At 58.5% G+C, this 26750-nt stretch carries 21 protein-coding genes and 7 pseudogenes; 17 read left to right on the top strand and 11 right to left on the bottom strand.

Annotated features, from left to right (window positions below; genetic code table 11):
• Positions 1-11 precede the first annotated feature (11 nt).
• Complete coding sequence (locus ACWTU9_RS29655) at positions 12-2165, top strand: peptidase domain-containing ABC transporter (RefSeq protein ID WP_455861414.1); 2154 nt, start codon at positions 12-14, stop codon at positions 2163-2165.
• Between the two features lie 232 nt (positions 2166-2397).
• Positions 2398-2636: pseudogene (locus ACWTU9_RS29650) on the top strand (hypothetical protein).
• A 615-nt stretch (positions 2637-3251) separates the two neighbouring features.
• Here the strand turns inward: ACWTU9_RS29650 and purU are convergent.
• A complete protein-coding gene (gene purU / locus ACWTU9_RS29645) occupies positions 3252-4136 on the bottom strand; it encodes a formyltetrahydrofolate deformylase (RefSeq protein WP_455861413.1) in 885 nt (294 codons plus the stop codon).
• Positions 4137-4167: 31 nt separating this feature from the next.
• A complete protein-coding gene (locus tag ACWTU9_RS29640) occupies positions 4168-4974 on the bottom strand; it encodes a 3-methyl-2-oxobutanoate hydroxymethyltransferase (protein WP_455861412.1) in 807 nt (268 codons plus the stop codon).
• 730 nt (positions 4975-5704) lie between these two features.
• Here ACWTU9_RS29640 and ACWTU9_RS29635 point away from each other — a divergent pair.
• From ACWTU9_RS29635 to ACWTU9_RS29600, 8 genes and pseudogenes are all read left to right on the top strand, one after another.
• Positions 5705-6259, top strand: a complete 555-nt coding sequence (locus ACWTU9_RS29635; protein WP_455861411.1) for a DUF309 domain-containing protein — start codon at positions 5705-5707, stop codon at positions 6257-6259.
• 402 nt (positions 6260-6661) lie between these two features.
• Positions 6662-6766 (top strand): annotated as a pseudogene (locus ACWTU9_RS29630) (IS30 family transposase); the annotation flags it as partial.
• A gap of 289 nt (positions 6767-7055) precedes the next feature.
• Positions 7056-8927 (top strand): putative bifunctional diguanylate cyclase/phosphodiesterase, encoded by a 1872-nt coding sequence (locus tag ACWTU9_RS29625; RefSeq protein ID WP_455861420.1) that lies wholly within the window; start codon positions 7056-7058, stop codon positions 8925-8927.
• Positions 8928-9290: 363 nt separating this feature from the next.
• The gene (locus ACWTU9_RS29620) at positions 9291-9641 is read left to right on the top strand and encodes an antitoxin Xre/MbcA/ParS toxin-binding domain-containing protein (RefSeq protein ID WP_455861410.1); all 351 of its coding nucleotides are present in this window, start codon (positions 9291-9293) and stop codon (positions 9639-9641) included.
• Between the two features lie 3 nt (positions 9642-9644).
• Complete coding sequence (locus ACWTU9_RS29615) at positions 9645-10142, top strand: RES family NAD+ phosphorylase (protein WP_455861409.1); 498 nt, start codon at positions 9645-9647, stop codon at positions 10140-10142.
• Positions 10143-10510: 368 nt separating this feature from the next.
• Positions 10511-10608: pseudogene (locus ACWTU9_RS29610) on the top strand (SIS domain-containing protein); the annotation flags it as partial.
• Between the two features lie 979 nt (positions 10609-11587).
• Positions 11588-12286 (top strand): hypothetical protein, encoded by a 699-nt coding sequence (locus ACWTU9_RS29605; protein WP_455861419.1) that lies wholly within the window; start codon positions 11588-11590, stop codon positions 12284-12286.
• A gap of 63 nt (positions 12287-12349) precedes the next feature.
• Positions 12350-13291: a S8 family serine peptidase gene (locus ACWTU9_RS29600; RefSeq protein ID WP_455861408.1), complete on the top strand. Its 942-nt coding sequence runs from the start codon at positions 12350-12352 to the stop codon at positions 13289-13291.
• Positions 13292-13361: 70 nt separating this feature from the next.
• On the opposite strand, the pseudogene ACWTU9_RS29595 reads toward ACWTU9_RS29600, so the two are convergent.
• The 3 genes and pseudogenes from ACWTU9_RS29595 to ACWTU9_RS29585 all read right to left on the bottom strand — a co-directional run.
• Positions 13362-13589 (bottom strand): annotated as a pseudogene (locus ACWTU9_RS29595) (Tn3 family transposase); the annotation flags it as partial.
• Between the two features lie 9 nt (positions 13590-13598).
• Positions 13599-13790 (bottom strand): annotated as a pseudogene (locus ACWTU9_RS29590) (leucine zipper domain-containing protein); the annotation flags it as partial.
• Positions 13791-14045: 255 nt separating this feature from the next.
• Positions 14046-14720, bottom strand: a complete 675-nt coding sequence (locus ACWTU9_RS29585) for a class I SAM-dependent methyltransferase (protein ID WP_455861407.1) — start codon at positions 14718-14720, stop codon at positions 14046-14048.
• Positions 14721-15684: 964 nt separating this feature from the next.
• On the opposite strand from ACWTU9_RS29585, the gene ACWTU9_RS29580 reads away from it, so the two are divergent.
• The 6 genes from ACWTU9_RS29580 to ACWTU9_RS29555 all read left to right on the top strand — a co-directional run bounded on the left by ACWTU9_RS29580 (position 15685) and on the right by ACWTU9_RS29555 (position 21630).
• Complete coding sequence (locus tag ACWTU9_RS29580; RefSeq protein ID WP_455861406.1) at positions 15685-15897, top strand: hypothetical protein; 213 nt, start codon at positions 15685-15687, stop codon at positions 15895-15897.
• A 336-nt stretch (positions 15898-16233) separates the two neighbouring features.
• Positions 16234-16425, top strand: coding sequence for a YhhA family cyclophane-containing RiPP (yhhA, locus tag ACWTU9_RS29575; RefSeq protein ID WP_455861405.1), 192 nt, complete (start codon positions 16234-16236; stop codon positions 16423-16425).
• Positions 16422-18557 carry a cyclophane-forming radical SAM/SPASM peptide maturase YhhB gene (gene yhhB, locus ACWTU9_RS29570; RefSeq protein ID WP_455861404.1) on the top strand — a complete coding sequence of 712 codons (2136 nt, stop codon included), beginning with the start codon at positions 16422-16424 and terminating at the stop codon, positions 18555-18557. The genes yhhA and yhhB overlap by 4 nt, the downstream gene beginning before the upstream one ends.
• Positions 18554-19558 carry a hypothetical protein gene (locus ACWTU9_RS29565; RefSeq protein ID WP_455861403.1) on the top strand — a complete coding sequence of 335 codons (1005 nt, stop codon included), beginning with the start codon at positions 18554-18556 and terminating at the stop codon, positions 19556-19558. The genes yhhB and ACWTU9_RS29565 overlap by 4 nt, the downstream gene beginning before the upstream one ends.
• On the top strand, positions 19548-20018 hold the full coding sequence (locus tag ACWTU9_RS29560; RefSeq protein WP_455861402.1) for a GNAT family N-acetyltransferase: 471 nt from the start codon (positions 19548-19550) through the stop codon (positions 20016-20018). The genes ACWTU9_RS29565 and ACWTU9_RS29560 overlap by 11 nt, the downstream gene beginning before the upstream one ends.
• 520 nt (positions 20019-20538) lie before the next feature.
• The gene (locus ACWTU9_RS29555; RefSeq protein WP_455861401.1) at positions 20539-21630 is read left to right on the top strand and encodes a glycosyltransferase family 2 protein; all 1092 of its coding nucleotides are present in this window, start codon (positions 20539-20541) and stop codon (positions 21628-21630) included.
• A 298-nt stretch (positions 21631-21928) separates the two neighbouring features.
• Here the strand turns inward: ACWTU9_RS29555 and ACWTU9_RS29550 are convergent, their stop codons facing one another.
• Entirely contained in the window at positions 21929-22333 is a 405-nt protein-coding gene (locus ACWTU9_RS29550) for a hypothetical protein (RefSeq protein ID WP_455861400.1), read from the bottom strand.
• Positions 22334-22957, bottom strand: coding sequence for a hypothetical protein (locus ACWTU9_RS29545; protein ID WP_455861399.1), 624 nt, complete (start codon positions 22955-22957; stop codon positions 22334-22336).
• Between the two features lie 191 nt (positions 22958-23148).
• Between ACWTU9_RS29545 and ACWTU9_RS29540 the strand changes: the two are divergent.
• Positions 23149-23337 (top strand): annotated as a pseudogene (locus tag ACWTU9_RS29540) (ATP-binding protein); the annotation flags it as partial.
• A gap of 135 nt (positions 23338-23472) precedes the next feature.
• Here the strand turns inward: ACWTU9_RS29540 and ACWTU9_RS29535 are convergent.
• From ACWTU9_RS29535 to ACWTU9_RS29520, 4 genes and pseudogenes are all read right to left on the bottom strand, one after another.
• Positions 23473-23716, bottom strand: a pseudogene (locus ACWTU9_RS29535) (ATP-binding protein); the annotation flags it as partial.
• A gap of 35 nt (positions 23717-23751) precedes the next feature.
• On the bottom strand, positions 23752-25026 hold the full coding sequence (locus tag ACWTU9_RS29530; RefSeq protein ID WP_455861398.1) for a sensor histidine kinase: 1275 nt from the start codon (positions 25024-25026) through the stop codon (positions 23752-23754).
• Positions 25023-25835, bottom strand: coding sequence for a hypothetical protein (locus tag ACWTU9_RS29525; protein WP_455861397.1), 813 nt, complete (start codon positions 25833-25835; stop codon positions 25023-25025). Before ACWTU9_RS29525 ends, ACWTU9_RS29530 begins: the two co-directional genes overlap by 4 nt.
• Positions 25836-26006: 171 nt before the next feature.
• A complete protein-coding gene (locus tag ACWTU9_RS29520) occupies positions 26007-26633 on the bottom strand; it encodes a response regulator transcription factor (protein ID WP_455861396.1) in 627 nt (208 codons plus the stop codon).
• Positions 26634-26750 lie beyond the last annotated feature (117 nt).

The raw sequence follows: 26750 nt of genomic DNA, 5'->3' as shown, positions 1-26750 counted from the left end.
AGCGAGCCGCCATGCGCAACATCACCAAGTTCAAGCAGCGCGACATCACTGATTGCGGCGCCGCCTGCCTTGCCTTCGTTGCAGCCTTCTATGGTTACAAGCTGCCACTGTCGCGCATCCGCCAGTATGCCTCGACCGACCGTTCCGGCACCACGGTGTCAGGCCTCACGCAAGCGGCTCAAAAGTTAGGGTTCATCGCCAAGGGCGTAAAAGGTGGCTTCGACAGCCTTTACAAGATCCCGAAGCCGGCTATTGCGCACGTCATCATAAAGGAGGTCCAGCACCACTTCGTCGTAATTCAGGCCATCGATGCCACGTGGGTCAGCGTCATGGATCCAGCCTACGGCGAAATCCGCAAACTGTCCCATGAGGAATTCAAGCTGCAATGGACTGGCGTCCTGGTGCTCCTGGTCCCTGCAGACACCTTCAACCGCCGTGACGAGACGACATCGCCACTCACCCGTTTCGCCCGTTTGCTTTCGCCACACAGGCACGTAATGGCGCAGGCACTCATCGGCGCACTGGTGACGACGATCCTCAGCCTCTCAACCGCCATCTACGTCCAGAAGATCGTTGATAACGTGATCCCTGCGGCCAACCGCAACCTGCTCAACCTCATGAGCGTAGCCATGCTGCTGATCCTGGTGACACAGATCCTGATGAATTTCCTCAGAAACCGGCTCATCCTGCAAACGGGCCAGAAGATTGATGTCAACTTGATCCTCGGCTACTACACTCACATCGTCAGCTTGCCCCAGAAATTCTTCGACTGCATGCGTTTGGGTGAGATCGTCTCACGCATGAACGACGCGGTGAAGATCAGGAGCCTCCTGAACGACGTCTCCATCAACATGTTCGTCGACGCGATAGTGACAGTATTCTCGCTCGGATTGATGTTCATCTACTCGTGGAAAATCGCCTTGGTCGTGGCGACCTCCATCCCCCTGTACCTCTTGGTCTATTGGACTGTTAATCGGCTGAATAGGAAGCACCAGCGCACCATTATGGAGGATGCCGCAGACCTGGAGGTGCAACTGGTGGAATCACTCGGAGCTGTCTCCACGATCAAGACCTCCGGCATTGAGAGCTTCGCCAACTTCAAGGTGGAGACCCGCTTCATCAAGATGCTGCACTCCGTTTACAGCTCCGGCCTCATCTCGATCTTCGCAGACAATGCCTCGACTTTCCTCTCCACCCTGTTCACCATTTTTCTGATGTGGTTCGGTGCGACGCTTGCCCTTGATCAGACCGTCACGCCCGGCGAATTACTGTCCTCCTATACCTTGCTCGGCTACATCACGCGGCCGATCGCGAATCTGATCCAAACCAACCGGATCGTTCAGGATGCTTTTATTGCGGCGGATCGCCTATTCGAGATCTTCGAACTTGAGCCGACAAGTGGCGGCGGCATCGATGCCACTAAGTTCGACCTTGGCGATATTCGCCTGGAGAACGTCACATTCCGCCATGGCGCGCAGCCGGAGCTTTTTCAAAATCTCAACGTCACCTTCCGCGGGGGCGAGATGACGGCCGTGGTGGGGGAAAGCGGTTCAGGCAAGAGCACTCTTGCGGCGCTGCTGCAAAATGTCTACTCGCTTGACGGTGGATCCATCCAGATCGGCCCACATGCGCTTCAGGACCTCTCGACCGTATCCCTGCATAAGGTAGTCGCTTCGGTGCCGCAATCAATCGACATGTTCTCGGGCTCGGTGATCGAGAACATCGCCCTTGGCGAGTTCGAGCCGGACGTCGAGAAGATCGTGAAGATCTGCGATCGAATTGGCCTGATGGAGGTGATCCAGCGCTGGCCCGGTGGCTTTCAGGCCCATCTGGGCCAAGGCGGCATACGCCTGTCCGGCGGCGAGAAGCAGCGCCTAGCCTTGGCCAGGGCGCTGTACCGGGATCCGCAGATCCTGATCCTCGATGAGGCGACTTCCTCTCTCGACTCAGTCGCCGAGGCGTTTGTCCTTAGGGTCGTTGAGGATCTGCGTCGGGCCGGTAAGACCATCGTCGTCATCTCTCATCGACTCAGCACCGTTTCCGGGGCCGACAAGGTCGTAGTGTTGGAGAAGGGGCGGGCCGTCGCGGAGGGAAGGCATGCTGATCTGCTGGCAACAGATGGCGCCTATACTCGCTTGTGGCGGGCGCAGATCGCGTCCAGCTGACAGGGTTCAGGTTAGGTTATCATCGCAGAAGCTTCCTGGATCCTACGCTAAGCCGGTACGAGGAAGAGGGGCTTATGCGCTCACGGAAATCGCACAAGACGAAGCGCTGGATGCCGCTGACGGTGAATTGGTACAAGCACTCGGATCGCAGCGTCCAGGTGCAAAGAGCGACCCGCTGCCTTGGAGGATCCCTGCTGCAAATTAAACACCAGGCGGAGATAAGAACGCCGACGTGGCGCCGACCTCTTCCGTCCTGACAGGCTACGATGAGGAGCGACTGGTCACTTATATTCGCCTTCTCGACGCCGCGGCCGAGGATGCGGACTGGCGCGAGGTGGCCGGGATCGTCTTGCACATTGATCCTCAGAAGGAGCCGGAGCGGGCATTCAGGGCATGGGAAACGCACCTTGCACGCCATGGATGACCACGAATGGCTTTCGCTACCTTCTTGCGGGCGGTGCGCCGCACTGATCCTCGAGGCGTCGAACGAAAAAACGTTGGGCGCGGAGTCCCGGCGAGACATACGCACACGGCCGCGGCAGACACGCCTCGCCCCGCCCCGCCTGGCGTTCAATTGCCTTGGGACGGAGCAGGCTTCAGCGGCGAGGCTGCCAAGTCATTGCGGCTGCGCGGTCCAGCCGCTCGGAAACGGCGACGCGGCTTGAACCTTGCCGACCGCTTGGTACGCAGCAAGGTATGGCTAACAATCGAAAAGCTTCTTGAATTTGCGCTCCGCAGGCAGCCCGGCGTCGCGCGCAGCATTGAACTGCTCCTCGCCCCGAAAGCCTGCCCAGGCTACAACCCATCAAAACCGTCAAATCCTCTGTGCAGAGGTACTAGTTGATCCAGGCTGTTGTGGAGATAGATAAATATCTTCACTCCAACCGGGACCGCCCATGCTGGTCTCAGAAAGAAACCAGCCCCGCCCCAGGCCGTTCCTCAAGGCACCTGCATCATCCGATGGTTATCGACCGCATCGCGCTGCCGCTCCGTCGCTAACGCCACGCCATCAACTCCATAACCAACGTTCGCATTGACCAATGCCTAAGAAGGTCCCAGGCGACTGCACATCAGACCCTGCAGGGATCAGCCCATCCGTTCCGAAGCATAGGAACCTGGGCTCGCCGGAAAGACGACCGTTCGGTTGCCGTTCAAGAAGACACGGTGGTGGATATGGGCGTGGATGGCGCGTGCCAGAACCTGGCTTTCGACATCGCGGCCGATCGAAACATAGTCGTTGCCGCTCTGCGCATGGGTGATGCGGACGGTATCCTGCTCGATGATCGGACCCTCGTCGAGATCGGCAGTGACATAATGCGCCGTGGCTCCGATCAGCTTCACCCCCCGCTCATAGGCCTGCTTGTACGGATTGGCACCCTTGAAGCTTGGCAGAAATGAGTGATGAATGTTGATGATCCGACCCGACATCTTCTTGCACATGGCGTCCGACAGCACCTGCATGTAGCGGGCAAGTACAATTAGTTCGGTGCCAGTCTGCTCGACGACTTCGAGAATTTGGGCTTCGGCCTGCGGTTTGTTTTCGCTCGAAACCTTGATGTGGTGGAAAGGGATGTCGTGGTTCACAACGATCTTCTGATACTCGAAATGGTTCGAGACCACTCCCACGATATCGATAGGCAAAGCGCCGATCTTCCAGCGATAGAGCAGGTCGTTGAGACAGTGGCCGAACCGCGAGACCATCAATACGACTTTCATGCGCCTCTCCCCATCTCGGATATGGGCCTCCATGCCAAATTTCTCGGCAATGGGCTTGAACCCTTCGACCAGATCGGCGAGCTTCGCGCCTTCTTCAGAAACGAATGAGATGCGGCTGAAGAACTTGCCGGTGTCGAGGTCGTCAAACTGCGAACTGTCGACGATGTTGCATCCTCGACCAGCAAGATAATCTGCCACCGCGGCGACGATCCCGCGCTTGGATTGGCACGTAACAGTCAGTATGAGTTTTTTCATATCCGACTTCCCTCCAGTGGACAAAACGACCCTATTTTTCGTCGATGTTCTTCAGGAACTTGCTCAGTTCCTGCTCATCAATCGAAACCGCGTGACGGGCCTCGGGATATGCTCCGCTTCGAATATCGTCAGCAAACTCAGAAAACGCGGCGATGCGCTCGAACTGAATACGATCAAACTCGGCGGCCAGGTCTCGATAGGCCTTCGCATGACGCGGATAGTGACCGCGATTCAATCCAAGAACGTCGTTCGCGAACAGATACTGTCCATCGCAACCCTTGCCAGCGCCCATCGACAAGAGAAGCATCGAGGTCCGCACCGAAATCGCAGCTGCTACTTCAGCAGGAACCACCTCGATTTCGGCACAGAAAGCTCCGGCAGACTCCAGGTCTTTAACTTGCTTCAAAACGAACTCGGCCGTCTCGGCGGTCTTGCCTACCGCCTTGAATCCGCCCGTCCACGTCGAGTGGGATGGTATTAGTCCCGTATGCCCGCATACCGGAATATGCTCGTCTCGTAACCGCCGTATAGTCTGAAGGCCCGCGGCGCAGTAGATGGCGTCGGCTGAAGCCGCCCGCATCTTAACTGCTGAACGCAGTATCTCGTCGGTTGTCGCCCCAATTTGCCCATAATCGCCGCCAGGTATGACGAACCGACCAGGTGCGGCGTCACGAAACTGGGGATCGTGGAGAAGTTCGAAGGGGACCGAGATCAGGTCGATTCTAGCCGCCTCTGATGCCTCAGCTTCTTCGAGCGTAACAACGCGGAGCATGCTTAGCTGGCGCTTGCCCTTCATTGCGAGAAGGTCGGCCACGGTGGGTCGGTTCGATTTTTTCACAGCTTTTCCTTCGTCGAATGGATGATCAGGCGGGCCGGCAAAGATTTCAGCGTCACATCTCTTGCTAGCGCAGCAAATCGGGATGGGCGCTAGACGTTGTCCAACGCGCCTTACAAGCCGAGCTATGGCCACACTGTTGCCAGCATTTGTCCGAGGCTGAGCCTAAAGAACACCGTAGGCGATGAAAAAACGAGCCGCAAAACCACGTGCCCAAAAGTCCGTGCCTGAGTTCGACGCGAGGAGATGAAGGCGCTGATGCAAAGGCCCGACCGACCAGCGATCCATGAAAATATCATGTGGCTTGGCTTCATGGTTTTGTTCGCGCGAGACACCAGTGCGATACCAGCCGCAGCCAACGAGTCCCACTGCGGGGGCCACTTTCGCCAACCAGGCCATCATTTCGCCAATCGACCAGCGTCGAGCGACATATCTTCCTCGCAACATTGAATTCGTTTCGCGCGAGAGAATACTTTGAGACCAACCAGACCACAACGCACCCCTGATGCAATCTATCAAAACGCATCATCGCCCACGTGGCTGATGATGGTTTTACATCAAGGACCAAATGGCTCCAATCGGCCAGTGCGGCCGTCGCGCCGCGACGGCGACCACATCGCCGCTTCAGGTGTCGGCCAAAAGCTCATCGCCGTGCACCAAGGCGGCTAGCCAACCGCCAGGCATGTAAGAACTTCGTGTCGAGCCGTGAACATCCCTATGATGTTATGGCTCTATGGCCATTGGTTCGAAGTCGCGTCCTCGCCACCTGCCCAAAAAGAGCTTTCCAGCCTATGCATACTTGCCGGGCAGGCAGCCGCATCCCGTGCGCGATCCGGCTGGACATAGCTATCTTGTCGAGCCGATGTCGGTCGCCACAGATGCGTGGCTTGGCTCAGACCCATTCCTGTGGGGTCTCGACCTCTTCAATCACGGTTATTACTGGGAAGCACACGAAGCTTGGGAGGGTCTTTGGCAGGTTGCGGACAGAGGCGGCCCATCTCGCGTGCTCTTCAAAGCACTGATTTTGTTATCGGCGGCCGGCGTGAAGATACGTGAGGGCAAAACTGCTGCTGCGGTGCGCCACTCTCGGCGCGCCGCAATGCTGTTTCGTCGATTGAACGACGCGTCGGAACATGTTGTTGAAATCGCGCTTGGCCTGCGGCCTGCAATACTCGCCGACTATGCTGAAGCAGCAACAAGGGTCGCCGCTGCGTTGCCGGCCGTGCCACTCGGTCGGCCTCAACCAGTGTTTGTTTTCGTCCTCGAATCAGATTGTCAGGGCCGTTAATCCGCAATCATGTCGGTTTCACTGAACCGGTTGGTTGGCCCGGGACGGGCGATTCCGCTCTGAGGCAGAGGCTGCGACGGGACCCCTGGCCCAATTTCTATCGGCCTTACTCGCCCAATCTCGGAATACTGACTGACGCTGCCCCATCATGGCTCCGCCCACAATTTTCATGACGAGATTCTCGCATTCGGAGGCCTGAAGATGTCCCTGGCCACGACTGTCGAGCGCCGTGAACCGTCGCACGGGATAGGTGACACCCTCGCGGCGGCGGTGGAAGCTCGGGAAATTCGTGGGCCATGTCGTCGAAGGCCGGCGCGCCAACAACTACCGGTGTGAATCGGCGCGCAAAATTGACTCCATAATTGCTGTGCATGCGTTAAGCCATTGCGTGAGCGAAAAGGCGGACACTGGGAGTGCGATCTGATTCAGCGCCGCTAGAAATTCGGCAAAGCGAATGTGACGTCGCTGGTCCAAGGCGTCAGCCGCTTCACGGTCTTCCTGCGCAATATGATTGGAGTCGCGTAATCGTGGACAGCTTGACTGGCGCCCTTGGTGCTTTCACCATCAGCAACGTATTGGCGATATCGCTCCAGCAGCCGCTGGCTGTTTAATCGAGAGATTGCACCAATACGCTGCCTTAACGTGATTTTTATCCCACTCGCCTAAGAACTAAGTCATTATGAGGCAGTACAAGCAGCCTGTTCCAGGCCCTACCCTTCAGGGCCAAAGCAAATCCGTGGAAGCCGGGATCCTCCGAGACCAGTTGGGTGATCTGAGGACGGGGCTCTTGATTTCGATGCCCATCGGCACCGTCCTCTCGGCCCTGATCCTGGCCGTGCAGATGCTTTCAGGCGGCGGCCTTCTGGTGATGTCGTGGTTTGCGGCGGTCCTCATGATAAATGGCATACGCATAGGACTTGCCCTCGCCCAGTCAGATATTCCGAAGCCGGTCGGTGCCCGACTTTCTCTTTACGGGATGTTGGCGCTGGCGTCCGGTATCGCGTGGTCTTTTCTGGCCGTGCTGTCGGACGGATACAGCACTCCCCAAGCACCACTCTATCTGATCGTTCTTGCAGGCCTGTCAGCCGGTTCGGTTACCTACGGAGCATCATACGCACCGGCTTCGATCAACTTCATGACGCTGCCGCTTCTGGTCGCCGCCGGATGCGTGTTGGCGAAAGGCAATATCGAGAATTACGTCCTGGCCTTCACGGTCTTGCTCTTTCTCGGTGGAATGATCAGAAGTTCGCTTCTCGGCCAGGCCCGCTTCCGAGAGACGAGCCGCCTCAAATACGAGGCGAAGGAGTTCGCCGCCGAGATGGAACGAAACTCCCGACGGGATCCGCTGACGAATTTGCTCAACAGGTCCGGGCTGGAGCATGCCATCTGTCAGCTCGGACTCGCCGACGGTCCGTTCGTGGCCATGCTGATCGACCTGGATGGATTCAAATCGGTCAACGACACCTATGGTCATAATGTCGGGGACGACCTGCTGGTCAGGGTTGCGCGCAGAATAGAGAAGCGTGCGCCGCCAATGGCAACAGTTGCGCGCATCGGCGGAGACGAGTTCGTGCTGCTCTTTCCTGTCAGCAGGTCACTGCATTCGACGGGTGAACTTGCATCCTCCATCATCGCGGCCATCGCGGATCCGGATCCGGCGTTGAATTCGGTGCGCGTCGGCGCTTCGATCGGCATCTACGTGTCGGAGAAACCGCAATTGACGGAAATGCTGCTGCGGGCGGATTTCGCGCTTTATGCTGCCAAGCGCAGAGGCAGGAATGAATACTCTCTCTTCGATGCCGAACTCGAACACGGACTCGATCGCCGTCACTGCATCGAACGCGATCTGCGCGGAGCCATCGAAGCAGGCACTGTTTGCTCTTGGTTCCAGCCTATCGTGCGACTGGACACTCATGCAACCGTCGGATTCGAAGCGCTCCTGCGGTGGCGACACCCGATACATGGCGCCATTCCCCCACCTGAGATCGTCACCGCGGCGCGTGAAACCGGTCTGCTTTCCTTGCTGAGCGAGAGGGTCTTCCTCAATTGCTGCTCCATGATCGAAGAGCTCGTGAGAAATGGGCGCCAGGATGTTCGGGTCGCGATGAACCTCTCGCCACGCGAACTCGAAGTAGGCAATGTCGATGATATGATCCTGGACAGTTTGAGGGCAAAGAATGTCCCTGCGGCGATGCTCGAGATAGAGATCACGGAAGAAGCGCCCGTGGATCGCGACAGGGTTGACGAAAAGTTGGAACACCTGGCGGACGCCGGCATATCGATTGTGCTGGACGATTTCGGCACCGGCTTTTCGACCCTGGTTTCGCTGAAAGACCGCCGAATCCGCAAGATCAAGATCGACAAGGACTTCGTTCGCGATCTAGCTAAGTCAGTGCAAGACCAGGCCCTCGTGAAGGCAGTCATCGATCTCGGGCGAACGCTGGGAATAGAGGTCATGGCAGAGGGGGTCGAAACGGACGCGGACCGTCGGATCCTCCAGTCGCTTGATTGCATGATCGCGCAGGGTTTTTTCTTCTCGGCCGCGCTTCCCATCCGTGACGCGCTTGCCTTCGACGCAGGACATCCTGACAGTTCCGCCGCCGCCAAAACCCTCTTTGATCCCGCAGAGGCCTCGTTACGTCGTTCTAAAACCGGCAGCGCTGCTTAAGATCTCCGCGATCTGCAGTGCGTGCGGGTCTACCATAATGAGCTTCATGGGAAGTTCTCCAGTTCGAGGTTGCGTACCACGCCGTTCGCGTGTCCCCGCAGAGCGGACGGACCGGTGCAACTTGGGCGGGCATCCCTGCCCGGTCGGACTTGCGGGGCTTCCAGCCCTGCGCGGGACGCCGTGGCCGGGATCGCGCAGGCTGCGGTTGAGCGTCAGCGCCATCGGTTCGGGCGATCGGCGAACCGGTTTTTTCTTCCCCCTCCTTCTCTCCCTCTATTCCCCCCACTATTTCCATTGATTGCCACGTCAACTGACACTACATTGCGTCAAACTGAGCGACATCGAAACGGCAGGAGATAGCTTATGGGTCTTATCCAGTATTCCGATAATGGCCTCTTCGCGCCGCGCAAGATCGCGGAGGCGTTCCGTACGACCAGCGAGGAAGTCGCGCGCACCGCGGGGCTCGGCAGGGACGCGGTCCAGCGCAAGGACCGGATTCGGTCGGACAAGACCCAGCGTCGGCTGCGCGAGATGGTCGAGGTGATCAACAAGGTCGAGCCGCGCTTCGGTTCGCAGATGATGGCCTATGCCTGGTATCGTTCGGAGCCGCTACCGGGCTTCTCCGGCCAGACGGCCATGCAGCTCGTGCGCGGCGGTCGTGCCGATGACGTGCTGGACTATGTCGATGCGGTCGACGCCGGCGTGCACGCCTGACAGGTGCTGTATCGTGGAAAGCTCTATCGGGCGTTGAATCCCATTTATGCGCGCAAGCCGCTGTCGGGCCGTGGCGCCGAACTCTACGGTGGACGGTTCAATCCGAAGGGTGTGCCGGCGCTCTATGGGTCACTGTCGGTGATGACTGCGCTACGCGAAGCAAACCAGGTCGGCAATCTCCAGCCAACGACGCTCGTCTCCTACGACGCGGACATCGATCATGTCTTCGACGGCCGCGACGCAGAGGCTTTGTCCGCCCAGGACATGGATGCGACCACACTCGCAGACGGCACATGGCGTGACCAGATGAAGGCGACCGGAGAAGCGCGGACGCAGGCCTTTGCCCGCCGCCTGATGGACAAGGGTTGCAACGGCCTGCTTGTCCGCAGCTTCGCACCCGGCGCAACCAGACTGAATCTGAACCTCGTGCTCTGGAAATGGGGCGATGCAGCCCCGCACCGCCTCACCCTGATCGACGACGAGAACCGCCTGTCGAAATAATAAGTCGTCAGGCCGCGATCCGATCGCTCCCGGATTTCTCGCCAGATGACTCGCGATCGCGGGCGAGATCCGCGTCAACCTTGGCCAGGTGCTCCAGCTTCAACCTCAACTCCGCCTCGAAGGCAAAGGCTTCACCGACGCGCGGTCGATACGCGACGCAAGACACTTGCGGAGCATAATCGAGCCGCAGGCGATAGTTTTCCTGTTCGCCCTCAAAATTATCCGGTGCGTGTGTTCGAGACGGGCGATGGTGCCGGTCGGCGTCGTGGTCACGGGCAACTCGACCTGTTGCCTGGCGTCGATACGCAGCAGCATGGTCGTGTAACGGAACCCTTCGCTGCCGAAGCGCTCGCCAGCAAATGCCCAGATGCCGCGACGTGCTCTATCTCGGCCGCGGCACCAGTTTCCCGCTGAATATGGAAGGCGCACGAAGCTCAAGGACATTTCCTATATCCACGCGGAGGGCTCGCGGCCCGCGCCAGAGAGGACTTGTGGCGCATATGGCGGGTTGTCGAGGAGACTGGATGCCGCCTTGGCGAGGTAGCGGGGCTTCTCCTCCACGACGTGAACTTGGACGCTGCCATTTCTTATATCAACCCTATCCTGCATCCCCACAGGCGCCTTAAGACCGCCGGTTCGGTTCGAATGGTGCCGCTGATCGGTGACGCGCTTAAGGCCGCACAAGAGGAAAGACGTGGGCTAGCCTGACCAAGTGACGCAGATCATCGGTCGCGACAGCCCGGAGCGCAGCACTATTCGGCTGGCGTTCTTAACACGGCCCACTTCTACATACGCACAGACGAGAAGGGTGTTTTCGAGAGCATCATTGAAGACGTGCGGCAGAAGGGCAGCTCAGCGAAGCGGGACTGTTCGAGAGAACACCCGGAGATCATAGAAATCCTTGAACCGGCTATTGGCCGCCGAGCGCTACAAGCGCTTCGAATTTTTCTTCCTGGCGCCGGCACCAAGGTCTCGATCCTCTCCCCGGATCCCAAGTTCATCCGGCTCTGAATCAGCGCCTTCGCCGCCGGCGAGCCGAGGCAATAGCAGGGTCAAATCCTCACTTGGCTTGACAGCCAAACGTTCCGTTCGAGCACGCCTATGAGATGGGTACTTCGGGTTGCCGCATTGGACCGGCATCACGTTGGCAGCCGCCGCGCTGACCACAGACCGAAGTATGAACTCGGGGACGACTTTGATTGCCAATGTGGCCCAGCGCGCGAGGCACCGTATTTTCACGCACCAGACGCTTGACGTCAGGCTGTCGTCATGAAGGTCGCCTAATCAGGTTCTGCCGCCGCTGTGCTGTTGCCCAACCCAACCGGCCTTTTGTGCGGCACGCCCTGCTCGCGTACTTCCTCCCCGCGGGCAGGGCGCCATTCAAGAGATGGGCGAAAAGGCAGCTCTGACAAATGAAGGACTGGAGATAAGTGGTTTTGGTGCGAATGATTGCGTCGCCGGTTAGCGACCTGGCGTTTGCAGCTGAGGCGCTTGGAGAGTTTGAAAGCTCTTCAAGCAACCACGGGGACCTGTCGATCGGCCGGAGATTGGCTGCCGGTTGCGATGACGGGCGTTGGCAGATGGGCATTCGCTTGGCGGCGGCTTTGGTCTCGTTCGTAATGGCAGTGTTGGTCAGCGCGACGACTGCGAGCGGGCAGGAGACCAGCCTTGTCGACATCCATCAGGGTTCAGAACTCACCGCAGCCGCCCGCCACCTAGCCCACGGCGGCTACGAGCTGTCGGGCGGCACCTGGGTGTCTTTCCCTAAGTTGTATCATAGCAGCTGGACCGACATGCGGTTTGAAATGTTGACGCAGCTGTCGGACAGTTTCGGTCTGCTGTGGGGCGCGAGTACGGGTCAGCGTGCCGAAAAGGTCCGAATCGACCCGAGTGTGGAACTCGGCTTTGTCGTGCAAAAGCGGCCGAGCCCGTCCACCACAATATCTCTCACCGCCAGATCGATCTTGGGCGGGAACCTGACGGAACAACCTTGCATGGCTGACTATGGTCCGATCGGCGGTGTCCAAGAGGCAAATTGCCGCCTTGCGGCTTCAGAACTCCAACCTGCGGACACGTTGAAATATCTAGCAAACCTCCACCCAAACCGACTGAAACTCGAACTTCGCTTCATGCATCGGTTCTAGTGATGGTGAACGGCGTGGCGGGACATTTCGCCAAAGAAGAACAAATCCAGACAGGAGATGAATATGCACAAGATCCAATCGTCCCCGGCAGCGCTCGTTGCCGGCCTGGGACTCCTCCTCTGCCTGATGGCAAAAAATAGTTTCGCTGGTGACCTCAGCAATGGGGCCGCCGTCGCAGAGCCTCTAACTGCGGAGAGCAGTAGCTCGGGCTGCCCACAAAACACCGACGGCACCTTTTGTTGGATGAGCCCGGATATTGGCCAGGCTTGGGCATCAGGCTACACCGGTTCTGGTGTGTCGGTGACTATCGTAGATGATTTCACCTCCAATAAGGAAATTGAAGCGGATCTCGGCTTTGGCCCAAAGAGCCAGCGACACGGGGAATGGACTGCCGAAATAGCTGGCATGGTGGCCCCCGGGGCAAACATGTTCGTGCATGACAGTCAGGACGTGACCCCGATCAACCTGCGCGCTGGCCTCGATGTTATCAATTTGAGCTTCAGCAGCCAGGACCCAGTAAGCTGGCATCCGCTCACTCAGTCGATTGTCGACATGGCCCGGGCGGGTACTGCCTTCATTGCGAAATCTGCCGGCAACGAGCGCGTCCCGATCGGCACCGTGGATTACCTAGCTGCCGATCTGGAGGGAGCGCCAACAACTGTCTTCGTGGGTGCGCTCGAGCACAATGGTACGCCCGAGAACAAGACTGAGCTGGCCATCTATTCGAATTACGCCGGCTCGGATCCGGACGTGCAGAACATGTTCCTGACTGTCGGTGTTGAAGGTGACCACACCGGCCTAGAGGGAACATCTTACGGGACGGCTGTGGTTTCGGGCTATGCCGCCATCCTTGGCAGCAAATTCACTGCAGCGACACCGATCCAGATCAGAAATCAGTTGCTGGATACGGCCAGGACCGACACAATCGTGAACTATGACCCGGAGACTTACGGCCGCGGCGAGGCCAGCCTCTCGAGGGCCCTGGCCCCAGTTTCGATCAGATAAAAGAGTGGGTCGATCGCCGATCTGATATTGCTGCGAGACGTTGCGCGCCGGAGGAAAACGGCTCGTAGCAGAGTTCCGGTAGCGCCCTTGCGAGCCGGCTTTCCTTCGGAGCTGCGGAAAGCTTCTTCAGGATCGTAGACGGCACGAGGGATCGCGTCGTGATCGACGTCGCCAGGGGCAGCAGATCCTCCCAATGGTCGAGAATCAGAGTTGTGTTGATCAGCGCCCCGATGTGGTTCGACAGCGCCCGGTATGTATCGCCTTTCTCGAAGGTGTGGAATTTCCGGTGCATTGAGGTTGCGCAGCTGGGCCGCGACGAGCGGCCGGCCATGCCTTGGCTGCCTTCGGTCTGGTAGCGCTCGACCCACCGCGCCACAATCTTAGGCGACACGCCATACGTCCCTGCCGCATGGGCTTTGGAAAGGCTGCCTCCTATCACCGAAAGCGCCATCTCCTCTCGACGCAGAGGCGTGAGACGGGCATTCTTGTGGATGTTCATTCGGACCCTCCGGTGAGTGCTGAAGCGTGGTAACTCCAGTCTCCTGGGTTCGCTTCGAATGGGACAACCTCGCGAAAGCTCACATAGCGTACAAGGCTGAAGAAACACGGACCCCCGAGCACGTCGTGCTGGGCGTCGTTCATGTTGGCGGCGAGCTTCGGCACCTTGGGGCGGGTCTGACACACCAGTCCGCCTCAAGCTTCCGAAGCGAGCATTGCAGGCGAAAGTCCGGGCCGGCGGCCGCAATCCCTTTACTCAATCGGCGGTAGCTTCGAAGAGGGCCACAACTCCCCTAAACTCGACTTTCACATTGGAAAAGCGCTCGCCGAGTGCGGTTTCAAGGTCTTCTACTGTATCCGCGGCGTTCGAGAAAATGGCCTTCCTGTTGTAAAGGTTCATGAGCGCCCGGGCAGGCCGCGAACGCGGAACGCTGCCCTGCAGGATCGTCGCCCCGAACACACGAGCGCCTGGTGCCAACAGCGGACGCAGATGGTCAAAGGCGACAGCCTTTTCCGGGACTGTCCCGGGCAGACAATGGAACAGATAGCAAAGCGCGGCCGACTTGAATTCCTCAAGGGGCGGAAGCGGCGCAAGGATGTTGGCTTGAACCGTCTGCGGTGCGTACCTTCGGATGCGCTTGGCCGCAAGTCCAAGGCAGTCGGGATTGAGAACGAGAAGCGTGATGGCGGGATTGGAAACGGGCCATTTGGCTTTGTCGAGGAAGTAGCCGGTGCCAACCCCGACGTCGAGGTGGCGGGCAGTGACGTTGCGGTCGTAAAGCTTGCGCAACTCGTGCGTCGGGCAACGCCACAGAAGATGGTTTGAGAAACCCAACACAACCCAGTCGTATGTGCGCAGCACCATCGGCGAATAGATCGCGTGACCTGCATCGATCTCCACCCGTGTAGCCGCCATGCGCGCTCTGATCATGACTTTCGAAATCCAGTGGCACTGTCAGCAGGGGACCAGAACATCCGACAACCGCGACCATGCCGGCGTTGCCGTCCGTGATGATTCATTCCGGTCGATTGTTCTAGATGGATCGACGCAAGGACGAACAAGCGGCCAATTCGCTCAGGAAACGGCTCGATTGGTTCGTCACCAGCGGCGCAGTGGTGACCGCCGAGATGTTGACCGAGCAGCTTCGCGTAACCCATGCAGCGCTCGCAAAGAACTTCAGGAGCGACTCGGCTAGCTACGTCTTCTATACGCAGAAGCGGTGGGACCCGCTGTCGTACTTCACTCGGGCGATTGTCTCGTCAGCCATACCGATCCGAATGGAGGGATATCGTGGTTTATGCAGCCTCATACTCTCGCAAACGCTCTTTCGCCTGTTCCGCTCGACATTCTGCCGAAAGTGTCGGCACGTCATATTTCTACACGAAGCTTCCGATCGAGGCGCTTCATAGTTCCCGAGCTAAGCTTCATCGAACTGGCCGATAGGCCATTGCTCGTGGCGACGGATGGTTTCTGGGCCGATATAGATGCTGACGGTCAAACCGCGTTTGTGAACGGGTATCGTCCGTCAGGCGGACACGAGCAAGATGACAAAGGTGTGCTTTCGATTTCTCGGATCAAATCGGATGGCGGTATCATGGTAACCGGCGACCAGTTTCCCGAACCTCTATGTGAGAACTGCGTAACTCCACGGCGCAATCCGCGCATAGGCGCCGAGGAGAATAACCCTTTTGGCTCCTGCTTGTTTTCGAGACGGAACCCGCTCGCCAATTGACTCGAGCCGCTTTCCCACGGCACTGGGGATGGCAAAGGCGGGTTGTCGATCCGATATTGTGCTCGAAGGAGCGGAATGGATAGCGGCGTGGGCGGGGCGTCGAGCAGCCGAGATTGTCGCCAGCGCCGGCGACGGCTGTCGTCGGCCCAGACGGCCGCCCGCATGATCGCTGCCTTTCTCGGCGGCAAGGACACCGTAGATCCAGTTGGGATAGTCATCGTTCATTTGCAACAGGGCGTCGACCCCGAGCGCGGGCATCGTCGGTCAGCTTGTTCTAAGGCCATCAGCGCGATCTGCATGTGGCCTTCAACCCACCAGGCAGATGCGCCAGTTGACCAAGTCGAAATTCCAGCAGATGCAAGCCTGAATATTTAGACAGCATGACCACTCGCTTCCCGTTCTTACCGATGCGGGCGCATCCTGAGGTACTTCACATTAGCATATTCTAACGTACAGTTCGTGCAAATAGGAATTGATTTCATATCGCGTTTACTCCTCACCGCTATGGGCAGTGGAGTACCATTCGGGCCGTTAAGACTGGCCACTGCGGTATCAGATCCGATTGTTATTTGCCTTCGCGGGCGCCCTCGCCTGCGGTCCGATTTATTAGTCCACAATTTGTTTCGGAGTAAGCATGTTTGCTGACTGAATCCCGTAGATTCTCAAAAAACACATGCTATTGTCGCAACGTCTCAAATTCGAGGTGTTTCAATGACCAATTCACTACAGCATGCTGCTCCGGTCGCCGCGACTGCAAATAGCGACGTCCGTAATGCGCTGCTGCGCGACAAGCCTGTCAATCCGGCTCTCCAGCGCCTGCAAGGCCGCGTCCTTTCGCAGGCAGAGCCGAGCGATGTCATCACCAGCTACGATCGGATGCATCATCGCCACAGCCGTTCATGACTGCCGGAAGGACCCCTCCCCGGATCACATCGTTTCTGGTGAAGGTCGCCTCTCGTTGCAATCTCGATTGCGACTATTGCTATGTCTACCATCATGCCGACCAGTCTTGGCGATCCATGCCAAGGCTGCTGGCGGCGGATACGCGAACAGCTTTTGTCACAAGGTTGGCGGACTATTTGGCTGAGGCTTCGATCCCGCGCTGCACGGTTATTTTCCACGGCGGTGAACCACTTCTGGCCGGGTTCGAAACGCTTGTGGCATTCGCTGCCCAGATTAGGGCAGCCACGCCATCATCGGTTGATATCGGCCTCCAGACCAACGGCCTATTGTTGACTGAGGAGGCCCTCCAGGCGTTTGGGGCCGCCAACATTAGTGTGTCGCTCAGTCTGGACGGACCGAAGGCCACGAACGACAAGCACCGCACTTCGAAGAAGGGGCGCTCGAGTTTCCATAAGGTCGCTGCCGCCCTCGACAGACTGAAAGAGCACCCCGCGATTTTTGCGGGAGTCATTGCGGTGATCGATCCGACGACGGCTCCTGAAGAGCTTCTTGAGTTCTTCAGCCACCACCAGGTTCCTAAGCTCGATTTTTTGCTGCCCGACGCGCATCATTTGCGGCCGCCTCCTGGCCGCGACAACCAAGAAGACCTCTATGAAACTTGGCTCTGTCGGGCATTCGACGTCTGGCTTGACCAGTACCCACATCTATCAATTCGGACATTTGAAGCCTTGCTCGATGCGGTAGCCGGTCTGCCCTCGGGAACCGATGCCTTTGGCCTAGGCGACGTGAGCCTGATCAGCATAGAGACTGACGGCAGCTACCACGACCTTGACGTGCTCAAAGTAACCCGTGACGGGGCGACGAAAATCGGCGGCGGTGTTGTCGACATCCCGATCACGACGATTGCAGCGTCCGCGCATTTGGCTGCCCATCGCGCGTTGCTCAGCAAACCCGGTCTAAGCGCGACGTGTCAGAGCTGTGACATTGTCGACATCTGTGGGGGCGGCTCCCTCCCCCACCGGTTCGGGAACAACGGCTTCGACAACCCGACTGTATATTGTGGGGAAATGACCACCTTGGTCGGACATGTGCGGTCGCGTCTCCAAGACCTTATCGGTCAATCGGCTAAACCCAGCGAAACTCTCGCCTCGGGTTTCGACTTCGATGCCTATGAACTCGCGGAACGCGGCGCTGACGCCATGGTATATCTATGCCACTCCTCGCGCAAAGCGCTGATGGTCGAATTTGTCGGGGCGGCCGCGCAAACAGAACATATCGACCAGATACGACGCCTTGAAGAAGCGGAACCCGAGAAGCTGGCTGATATCGCACAGCAGCCTGGCGCTGTCGCCTGGCAACGAACGATCGTTGCCCAAGCCGAGGGACGTATGGTCCATACTGTCGACGGCTCGCCCCTAAAGGCGGACGGCAGCTATCTTCCAATGTTGACCGGGCGGACGCAAGCTGAAATGACGTCGCTCGCGGTTGCCGAGGACGATCCCTGGCTGCGCAAGCCGTTCGGTGACGCGATCTATTTTGAGGATGAGGAAGCGGCAGCTCTAGCTCGACCCGTCGTTGAGCAGGCCTTTGAAATCATCGAAAATTGGCGCCCGGCGCTTGCTGCGGAGATCCGCCTTGCCGGCCGCGCAATTCAGTTTGTCAGGGATCCGCTGGCCCATCCCGAGAAAATTGTATCCTTCAGCGACAATACTGTGCCGGGTGCGCTTTACGTCTCGGTATGGCAGGGTGATCGGCTCATTGACCCTTATGATCTTGCCGACTCCCTGGTCCACGAACATCGTCACCAGAAACTCTATTTGCTCGAACGCCTTGCGCCGACGGTCGAGCCGACGCAGATGCGTGTGGTGTCGCCTTGGCGCGAGGATCTGCGACCTCCGTCCGGCCTGCTGCACGCAGTCTTCGTCTTCGTGGAGTTGCGTCGGTTCTGGGCATTCGTCCTCAAAGCCGGTCCCGCCCGCTTGCATAATCGTGCAGTGAACCAATTGCGCGACACCGATGAGCATCTTGCCGCGGCATTCGCCACCCTATTGGCATGCCCGTTGACGGAAGCGGGCCGGTCCCTCACAGCCGTCCTACAAAAAGCTGCAGGGTTGGTGGTCGAAGCGGCGTGACCATCTCCGGTATCCCCAGGGATGACCTTCCGAACTCGCAAGCCGAGCGGCATGCCGCGCTCCGCGACTACTTCTGCGACATCGACGCTGAAGCAACTCTTACCTACGCCGGTTGGAACATCAATCTGCACTGGCCCGACGGCACCGACCGCCACGTCGATCCCCGTTTAGCGGAGGGATTATCTTGGTGGGGAGACGGCATTACACTTCCGACTATGGTGCACGCGCGGCGCCGGCGAGGTCGCATCCTAAGTGCGCTGTATGACACCTGGACGCTGCACAGCTGGAGCGATTTTCTCCACCGTGAGCAGATATCCCGCGACGAGAGATTGGTAGTCCTTCATGTCGATGACCACCGTGACCTCGGCAGTCCCCGCCTCTTTGAATCTGGTGGAGCATGGCTCGACAGCATCACGCGACACTCATGTGATCTTGACCAACCGGACACGGTCCTGGCCGCTATCGAAAGTGGCGCCATTGGTATGGGAAGTTTTATGACCCCCTTCCTACACTGCTTTCCAGGCACCGAAGTGAGGCATCTCTGTCAGCCACCCAAAGCCGGTTCCACCAAGGATTTTGCCATCGAACTGAGCAGCCTGAGAGATACCCTGCTCGATCCCGCACATACCCGACCCGCAATAACCCTGTCCGAATACAAAAGCGGTGGAACCCTAGCTCGCTATCGCCTTACGAGCAGTCTCGTCGATTGGCTCGAGGAACTTGGCGGTCGGCGTGTCCTCCTTCACATCGATATGGACTATTTCAACAACAGATATGACGGAGACAGTGACTGGGAGCACAGGGCGGTGCCGTTGGACCCGCCCGTCAGTCAGATCCTTGCCAAGATCGATGATGTAACTGGAGCACTGGCGAGCGCTGTCAGCCCGGACAAGCTCGTCGATGTCGTTGTCGCCTACTCGCCAGGGTTTTTCCCGGCGGAGTTTTGGGCCACCGCAACGCAGCGGCTAATTCCCCGGCTGGAGCGCATCTATGAGCGTTAAAGCTCCCGGTAAGGTCAAGGCACGCCGGCTCCCCAGGCGGCAGACCCCTAAGCCCAAGGTTACTCGGCCCAAGCCCCGTCTTAGCGCGGTCAACCCAGACCAGGTCGTACTCACCCGCACCAAGGGAACACCTGAACGCGGGGGTGGGCCCGGAGGCGAAGCGTGGAAGATCGAGGTTGGTGCTAAACGCGCGGGTATTGTGTTCATCAACCTGATCGATGAACAGCCGGTGGGACGTCACGCGTCCATCCAAATCTATCTGAACAAGACGAGCCAAGGCAGGCACATCGGCAGGGTCGCTTATCGGAAGGCCTCCGAGGCAAGTTCGTATGACGTAATTTACGCCCATATGCGAAAGTCGAATCTAGCCTCGCGCAGGGCGGCTGAGCAGGCGGGCTTCGAGATTGATACGCGGGTCGGCACAAGCCAACTGTTAATGAAGTGGCAACGGGTGCCATGATCCATCATCCGCATTGGCTGAGACCCTCGGCGGTCGTTGACCTTCGTCTCGTGAACCTGGGCATCCGTCCGGCCTTCCGCACAGAGACAAACGCTCCTGTCAGCGATTCCGACATCGCTCGGTGGGCACGAAGCCGATCGCTCTACTTCTGTCGTGACGCACAGAACTTTCTCGTTTTCTCCAGAAACCCTCTGCTAGTTCGCCACATCATGACGATCGACCAGAGCCCTGGCGACCACATTGCCCGGCTCGGGCATTGGCTCGGATATCCGGCTTGTTGTATCCGCTCCGCCCGGCGGATCTCCGAATCCAATCTCGACATTTGGTCCGAAAGGGTGGGAGCCCGTCGACACATCGGGAAATACGCCTGCACGAAAATGGCAGGCTATCGCGCCGGCCGGGCGATGATCAGCCATATCCCCTGCTCGCCGAATTGCCAGGCCTCGTTGGTCATGGCCACCAAGGCCGGGGGACGCGACAGGGCTACTTCAGCACGGTTTAGGGCAGCGTGGTGACTAGGATGCACACCGCCGTTGCCATCCCGTGTCTCAACGAGGCGGCTACGTTGGCGGATGTCTGTCTCTCCTTGGGCTACGGCAACCCGAGCCGAGCGCCGCCACCCAACACGACATTGATCCTGGTCGACAACGGGTCGACGGATGACACGGTTTTAGTGATGGAGGCCATCCGTCGCGTTCATCCCAAGGCCGTTCTCCTGGGTAATGAACCGGACCGCGGCTATATCCCGCCTCGCCACCGTGGCGCCCTTCTCGCTAAGGAGATGGCCGAAAGCCGAGGGATTCCCCCCGATGCGCTGCTGATCCTTCAGGCCGACGCCGACACGATCTATGACAAGAATTACCTGCAGGCCATGAAGAGCGCTGCCGCGTCTGCTCCCGGAATGATCATCGAGGGGGTCGCTCACGAAGACCTCTCTTTCGAATCCGCCCATGTTGGCTACGAGGCTCGCTGTATTGCGGTCGACTCAGCGATCGCGGGTCTGCTGGTGCCGGAGGCGGACGAAGTAATCATCGACGACAAGGTGGCTGGCTACAGGCTTAGCGACTACTTACGCTGGGGCGGGCTTCAGCGGGAATTCGATCGGAGCGGCGAAGAGATCCACGCCGAAACGTCCCGGCTTTACATCCGCGCGAAAACCTCAGGTGCTAGACGTGTTCGGGCTGGACAAGCCATTGCCTATCCTTCTAGACGCAAACTTGAGGCAGATCCACTCGCCTACTTCGCCACTGCCGGGTTTCCCCGAGGAGCCGGGTGGCGGCAGCGTTGGACCTCCGCGCATTCCCGGGTTCTGTCTCTTGAAGACTTCGAACGATCCGACAACGAATGCGACATTGAAAACGCTGCGATTGTCCGACAGATCCATACTTTGGTCTTGTTTGCGCTGCTGCCAGTTCATGTGCAGATGGCATTAGGCGGGAGTGCAAGGCCGCCAGCAGGCTCTCCGCTATCGCCGCTGCTCCAAGCAGTCGAGGTGGACCTGGAAATCGTCAGGAGCCACCCTGGCAAGATTTTTGAGGCCTTTTTCAATCTGGTCGACGAAGAGCCACAGCTCTTTGCCAACTGCATTGCAGCGGTTTGCGGGACTACCTAAGCAGCATACGGTTCAAGGGACATGGCGGCCGCGCATCTGCTTGCCTTCGCAACACGGCAGCCTTGGCAGCGGCTCTCGCCACGGCAAGGCGTGCCCTAGAGGATCCCCGCCTGAATCGCCACGACTGCGGCACGGCGGAATTTCTTGTCATGCCCCAATCGGCATCGTGCTCAGGTTCCCGGCATAGGATCGCCGGTTTAGCCGGCGGTCTTGATACCTACCGCGGTAGTTCATCAGTACGAGCAGCTGCATCTCAAGAAGCCATTGCGACGCGTTCCACGCGTCAAAAATGTCGAGGTCATAGATGAACGGGCCCGGATGTGTGACGCCATTCCTGAATTCGGTGATGAGGCTGAAGCCATCGCGTCCTTGAGGCTTCCCCTTCTTCGGCCGGAGCCGCTTCGCCAGCCGACTGGTCGGCGGGATCACCCCTGATCCCGAGCAGGCGCGTGCAAGCCCTGATCTGCTCCGCGAGCGTGACGTTCCTAATCATATTTGGCGTCCAGCCGCCTGGCCCGAGGACGTTGCCGGCGAGGGTCTCAAGCCCGGCCGCCGACATGATGATAGCGGTCTCGACCGCATCGTAGCGGGTCACATTGGAAATCTTGTAGTAAACTAGCGCGCGGCCGAGGCTTCGAATGGCCTCTTCCGTCGACATCAGGTGCATGTAGCTCTGGAAAAGCTCCGGCAGCTCATCTTGCAATTAGCCGGGCAGCGCTTGAAGGCGATCGGTCTTGGTGAAGCCAAGGCAGCGGAAGCCATTGAGGGCGTCGTTCCGCACTTGGCCGTATCCCACTCGAGTTCCCTTGATGAAGCCAAGATATCCACAGACCCGACCAAGAAACTCATACAGGCGTGTCGCCCTGAACGGTTTGCCGTCCAACGTCCGCAATGTTGCGGCGTGCGAGATCGTCGGTTGCAGGTTCAGCCGTTTGTTCCGGCGGTCCATGGCGCGAAAGTGCTCGAACGGGGCGAGCGACACCTCGTGGTTTCCGCACTGTAGCACGAGAGGGGCCGCCTTCGGGTGCAAGAGCGCTCCGTTCAGGATCAGGGCAGTCGCAGACCCTTTCGACTTCCCAGCCAATTCCAACGGCGAAACTCTGGACGTGGCCACGAACTCCTCGTGACCGGCAAAGTGCATCTGGTGACTGGTCATCACGAATTCAGCAGTGGTGCCGCCCTCGAATGTAACGAACAAGTCCTTGGTGACCTTGTCGGCACCGGGTTCCAGAGCGCTCTGCCATTTCAGTGCGACCTCGAGATAGTTATCGAGGCGCAGCGCCACGTCTCGCGCGGCCATGGGCTTGCCATCCAGGGTAATGGTCACGACGCTTTCCGCCATCCCCACGGGCCCGTGGGGATGATCTTCGTAGATCGCAGTCGGAGACGGATACGCAGCCAAAGCATCCTCCCAACATGCGGCCGCCGCAAAAACGGCCGTTCAGACGATCGATTATGGCAACAACAGCTGCGCTCCGGCAGTAATGACTTGTGATTTCCACGAAGGGTTCCACAATCTTGATCAGCAGGCTCTATCATCGGCACCACAAGCTAGCGTTCGGCGAATGGCCCGCCGTCTTGGGCGACGCCAAGAGACGACAGCGCTGCTAGGCCGCAGAAAAGCCGGTCGCCGTCGGCGGTCCCGCCCATCATTGCGAGGTCATCGAGACCGGGAACGAATCCTGGCGCTTCAAGAACCGGGCCTGATCACCATCAAGCGGCCAAGCGCCATCCGCGTTCGCCGGAGCTGTGCACCCCTGACCAGCTCCGCCCGGGCGAACGCTGACCGCCGCGGATTGCATGCGGGAGCAACATTGGACGCCGATCGAGGTGGTGTTCTGATACGCGGAAGAGCCATTGCCCGCGGGCCTGCGCGAGCGGCAATTGGCCGAGTTCATCGAGCACAACGAAGTCGAGCTGGGTGAGGTAGTCGGGGGTACGGCCCTGCTTGCCGCCGCGGTGCTTGGTCTCGAACGCGTTGACGAGATCGACGACCTTGAAGAAGCGGCCACGTGAGTCGTTGCGGATCAGGGCGGGCAATGCCGATTGCCAGATGCGACTTGCCGGTTCCGATGCCGCCGATCAGCGAATGTCCCTAACGCAGACCACCGACCTGCGCACTTATAATCCGTGCACAGAGCCACTAGTGGGTGAGATCGGAAGCAGAATCCTAACCAGAGTTCCGGTGCCCGGGGTCGAAGTGATGCTGAGTTTACCGCGCATCGTATTTACCATCTGCGCGCAGCCCGTCAGACCAAGACCGACGTGCGTGCCCGCCCGGGTTGAAAAGAACGGCACCGTGGCCTCTTCGACAACGTCGGGCTGCATCCCGACGCCATTATCTGTGACGTCAATCACTAGCCTACAGGCGAACGGGAAGCGCCGCTTGAGGAGGGTCGCGCGAATGGCAATTTCGGCATCATCCTTCCCGCGAACAGCCGTCGCGGCGTTGCTTACCAGTTCGTCAACGATGAGCTGAACCGGGGTGGCAGGCACTGGCAAAGCTCGTGCTGCGTTGTCCATCTTTACCCGAATTTGACCGCCTCGAGCTATGACCACCCTTTCGAGGAGTTCGCCAAGCGGCTCGGCGCGGGGATCGCGCTCAGAATAAGCAATTCTCAACAGCCCATCGTTAATTCCGTCGAGCTCCTTGATCGCCTCCTGGGCTGCCTGCAGCATTTCGGCGGAAGGAGCTGTTTCATCTTTCATAAGAGCCAAAAAGAGCCGGAGTGCTGTAATCCGCGAACGGGTCATATGAGCAAACAGCGAAGAGAATGAGCGAATTTGCTGATCGCGACGCTTAGCGAAATCAGATCGTTGCAGCACCATCATGTGTCCGACTGCAACAAAGGTGAGTGCCAATGCAAAAACAAAGCTGTTGTGTGTGGCAGCAATCGCGATTCGATCCGTCTCGTTCATGGCCAGGCTGTGAGCGTTTGCGGCGCCTGAGACATCGAACATGTGTTGTTCGACTTCATTCATATATCGGAGGGCTTGGTCGAAGCCTTTGCCGGTTGCCACGATCGGCGCGATCTGGTTCTCCATGATGTCACGGACCGTCAGGAGCTGGTCCACTTCCTTCTGCTTGAGAAAGCGACCGACATATTCGAGGGCCAAGAGTTGTTGGACATTGACCCCCGCCAAAATTATGTCGCGATCAAGGGCAGGATCAATCTCGCCGGTCTTGCTGGCGAGGCGAAGATAGCCGGCTGTTCGCTCCATCTGCTCTCGGATTTGCGCCGATCGCCATAGAATCTCATAGGACTGGCTAAGCGTGAGGTCAGTGGCGCGACGGTAACGTTCGGACTGGACAAAGGACCAGCAGCCGAGCGTCACCGCCATAGCCAACACAACGTAGAGGCCCGCCGTCGGTGTAAGGAATCGTCTGCGGATCATGACACGGGCCGCACGGCTACCACGAACCAGACCCAGATCGAATTGCGCGCAGGCACATAAGACTCCGGGAGCTGCTCAAAAGGCCAAACGACAAAGATCGGGCCTAATTCCTTCAAGCTGAGCCGACGGTATTCCTGGTCTGGGGCGCAAATGCCTTGCTGGCGGTCCTGGTCCGTGCACAGCCTCTCCACCGCAAGGATCGGCGCGTAATCGTTGATTTCCGCCAGGGGGATTTCAGAAAAGAAGTTGTCGTATGCGATGAATTGAACAGCCGCGTGGCTTGCCAGTCCGTGGCGGGCGAGCACGTCTTTGACGAAAGGACCTCTGAAGCTAATTTTTTCGCCGTTTTTGGTCCAAGGCGTGCGCGTTTCGAGTGACTGGAGGGGAAATTCAGCTTTGAGTTGATCGACGGTATAGGTTGCGAGCGTCATTCCTGGCGCTCTTTCGACGGTCAGTTTTTTCGGATCATCGTAGGTGCCGAAACCCGTGCAGAAAGCGGCTAACACTGCGATGAATGCCACGGTTAGGCGACGAGCGCCTCGAAGCATTTGGGTTCGCCGGTAGAAACTGACTAGTCTCATTGCCGCGAGAAAACAAACCCTTGGCGGCGAGCGCTTCGGTGATGACTGGGATGCCGGCGAGCCCGTAGAGGTGGTCGTGCAATTGCGGAAAAATGCGGTTGAGTCTAGGGAGTGGGCGCTTATCAAGAAGTCGCGTTCCGTCCTCCCGATTTTCATGACGATGGCGTCAATCTCCTGTTCGATGAAGCGATCGATGTGGGTAGAGGTAGTTGTCAAGGTATCGGTCATAGGGGCTTTGGTGCTTCACGACCGGCGACGTCGAAGAGATCCTTGAGAATAAAGGACGAAGTCGCGCGGCGGGCCAGCGGCGGGGAGAATTCCTTGTGGGAGGGGATATGGTCGAGATTGTTTGCGTCAATCACACAGCGGGCAACCCGAACCGGCGAAGGACATGGGGCTTTAGAAGCCCTTCGGCAATTGGCCATGCTTGAGTAGCTTCGCGCGGGCCTGCTTGTAGTATTTTTCGACTGTGGTGGGGTCAATTCCGAAGCGCTCGCCCATCTGCTCGTAAATCTCCTTTCGCTTCATTCCGCGCTCACGCCGGCGCATGCAGTCCAGGATTTCCTGCTCGCGCGCTGTCAGCCCCGGGTAGTGAAAATCAGCGGTCAGTTGCCTGGTGTCGGAAAGCCGAACGGAAAATCCGTCGCGCGAAACGTCCTGCAGGACCTCGGCCAAAAGACCTCGTACGAGCCCCGTCTTGCTCACATACCCCGCCGCTCCCAATCTCCGACAATGTTCCGCTTCTTCGTGCGAATCCGATCCCGTAACCACCACGTGTATTGCTGATGGTGAGGCTTCGATGATTCCCTCGACCACCGAGAGACGGTCAGATCGAGAGTTTGGATTGAATCCCGGAAGACCGGGATCGATGACAACAAGGTCAACCTCTTGGTTTTCCAGCAGATTAGTAGCGATTTCTAACGTGGGGGCTCCAAGCATGACGCATTCTGGTAGAACGGTTTTGAGCTCCTGAATCAGCGCAAGGCGCATGAGATCCTGATCTTCGATCACCAAGGCTTGGTGCATGCGGTGGTTGTATCCTCACTAAAGGCCCCCAACATCCCGCAAAGCCACCATTGGGAAATATCTCGAAGAGCACAAGCGAAAAATCGGGGGTGGAGAACTCCATTTTTTGGTCAACTG

The organism is Mesorhizobium sp. 128a, from assembly GCF_053848025.1.
Note: the sequence above shows the minus strand (reverse complement) of the source record. Positions and strands in the feature narration are given on the sequence as shown.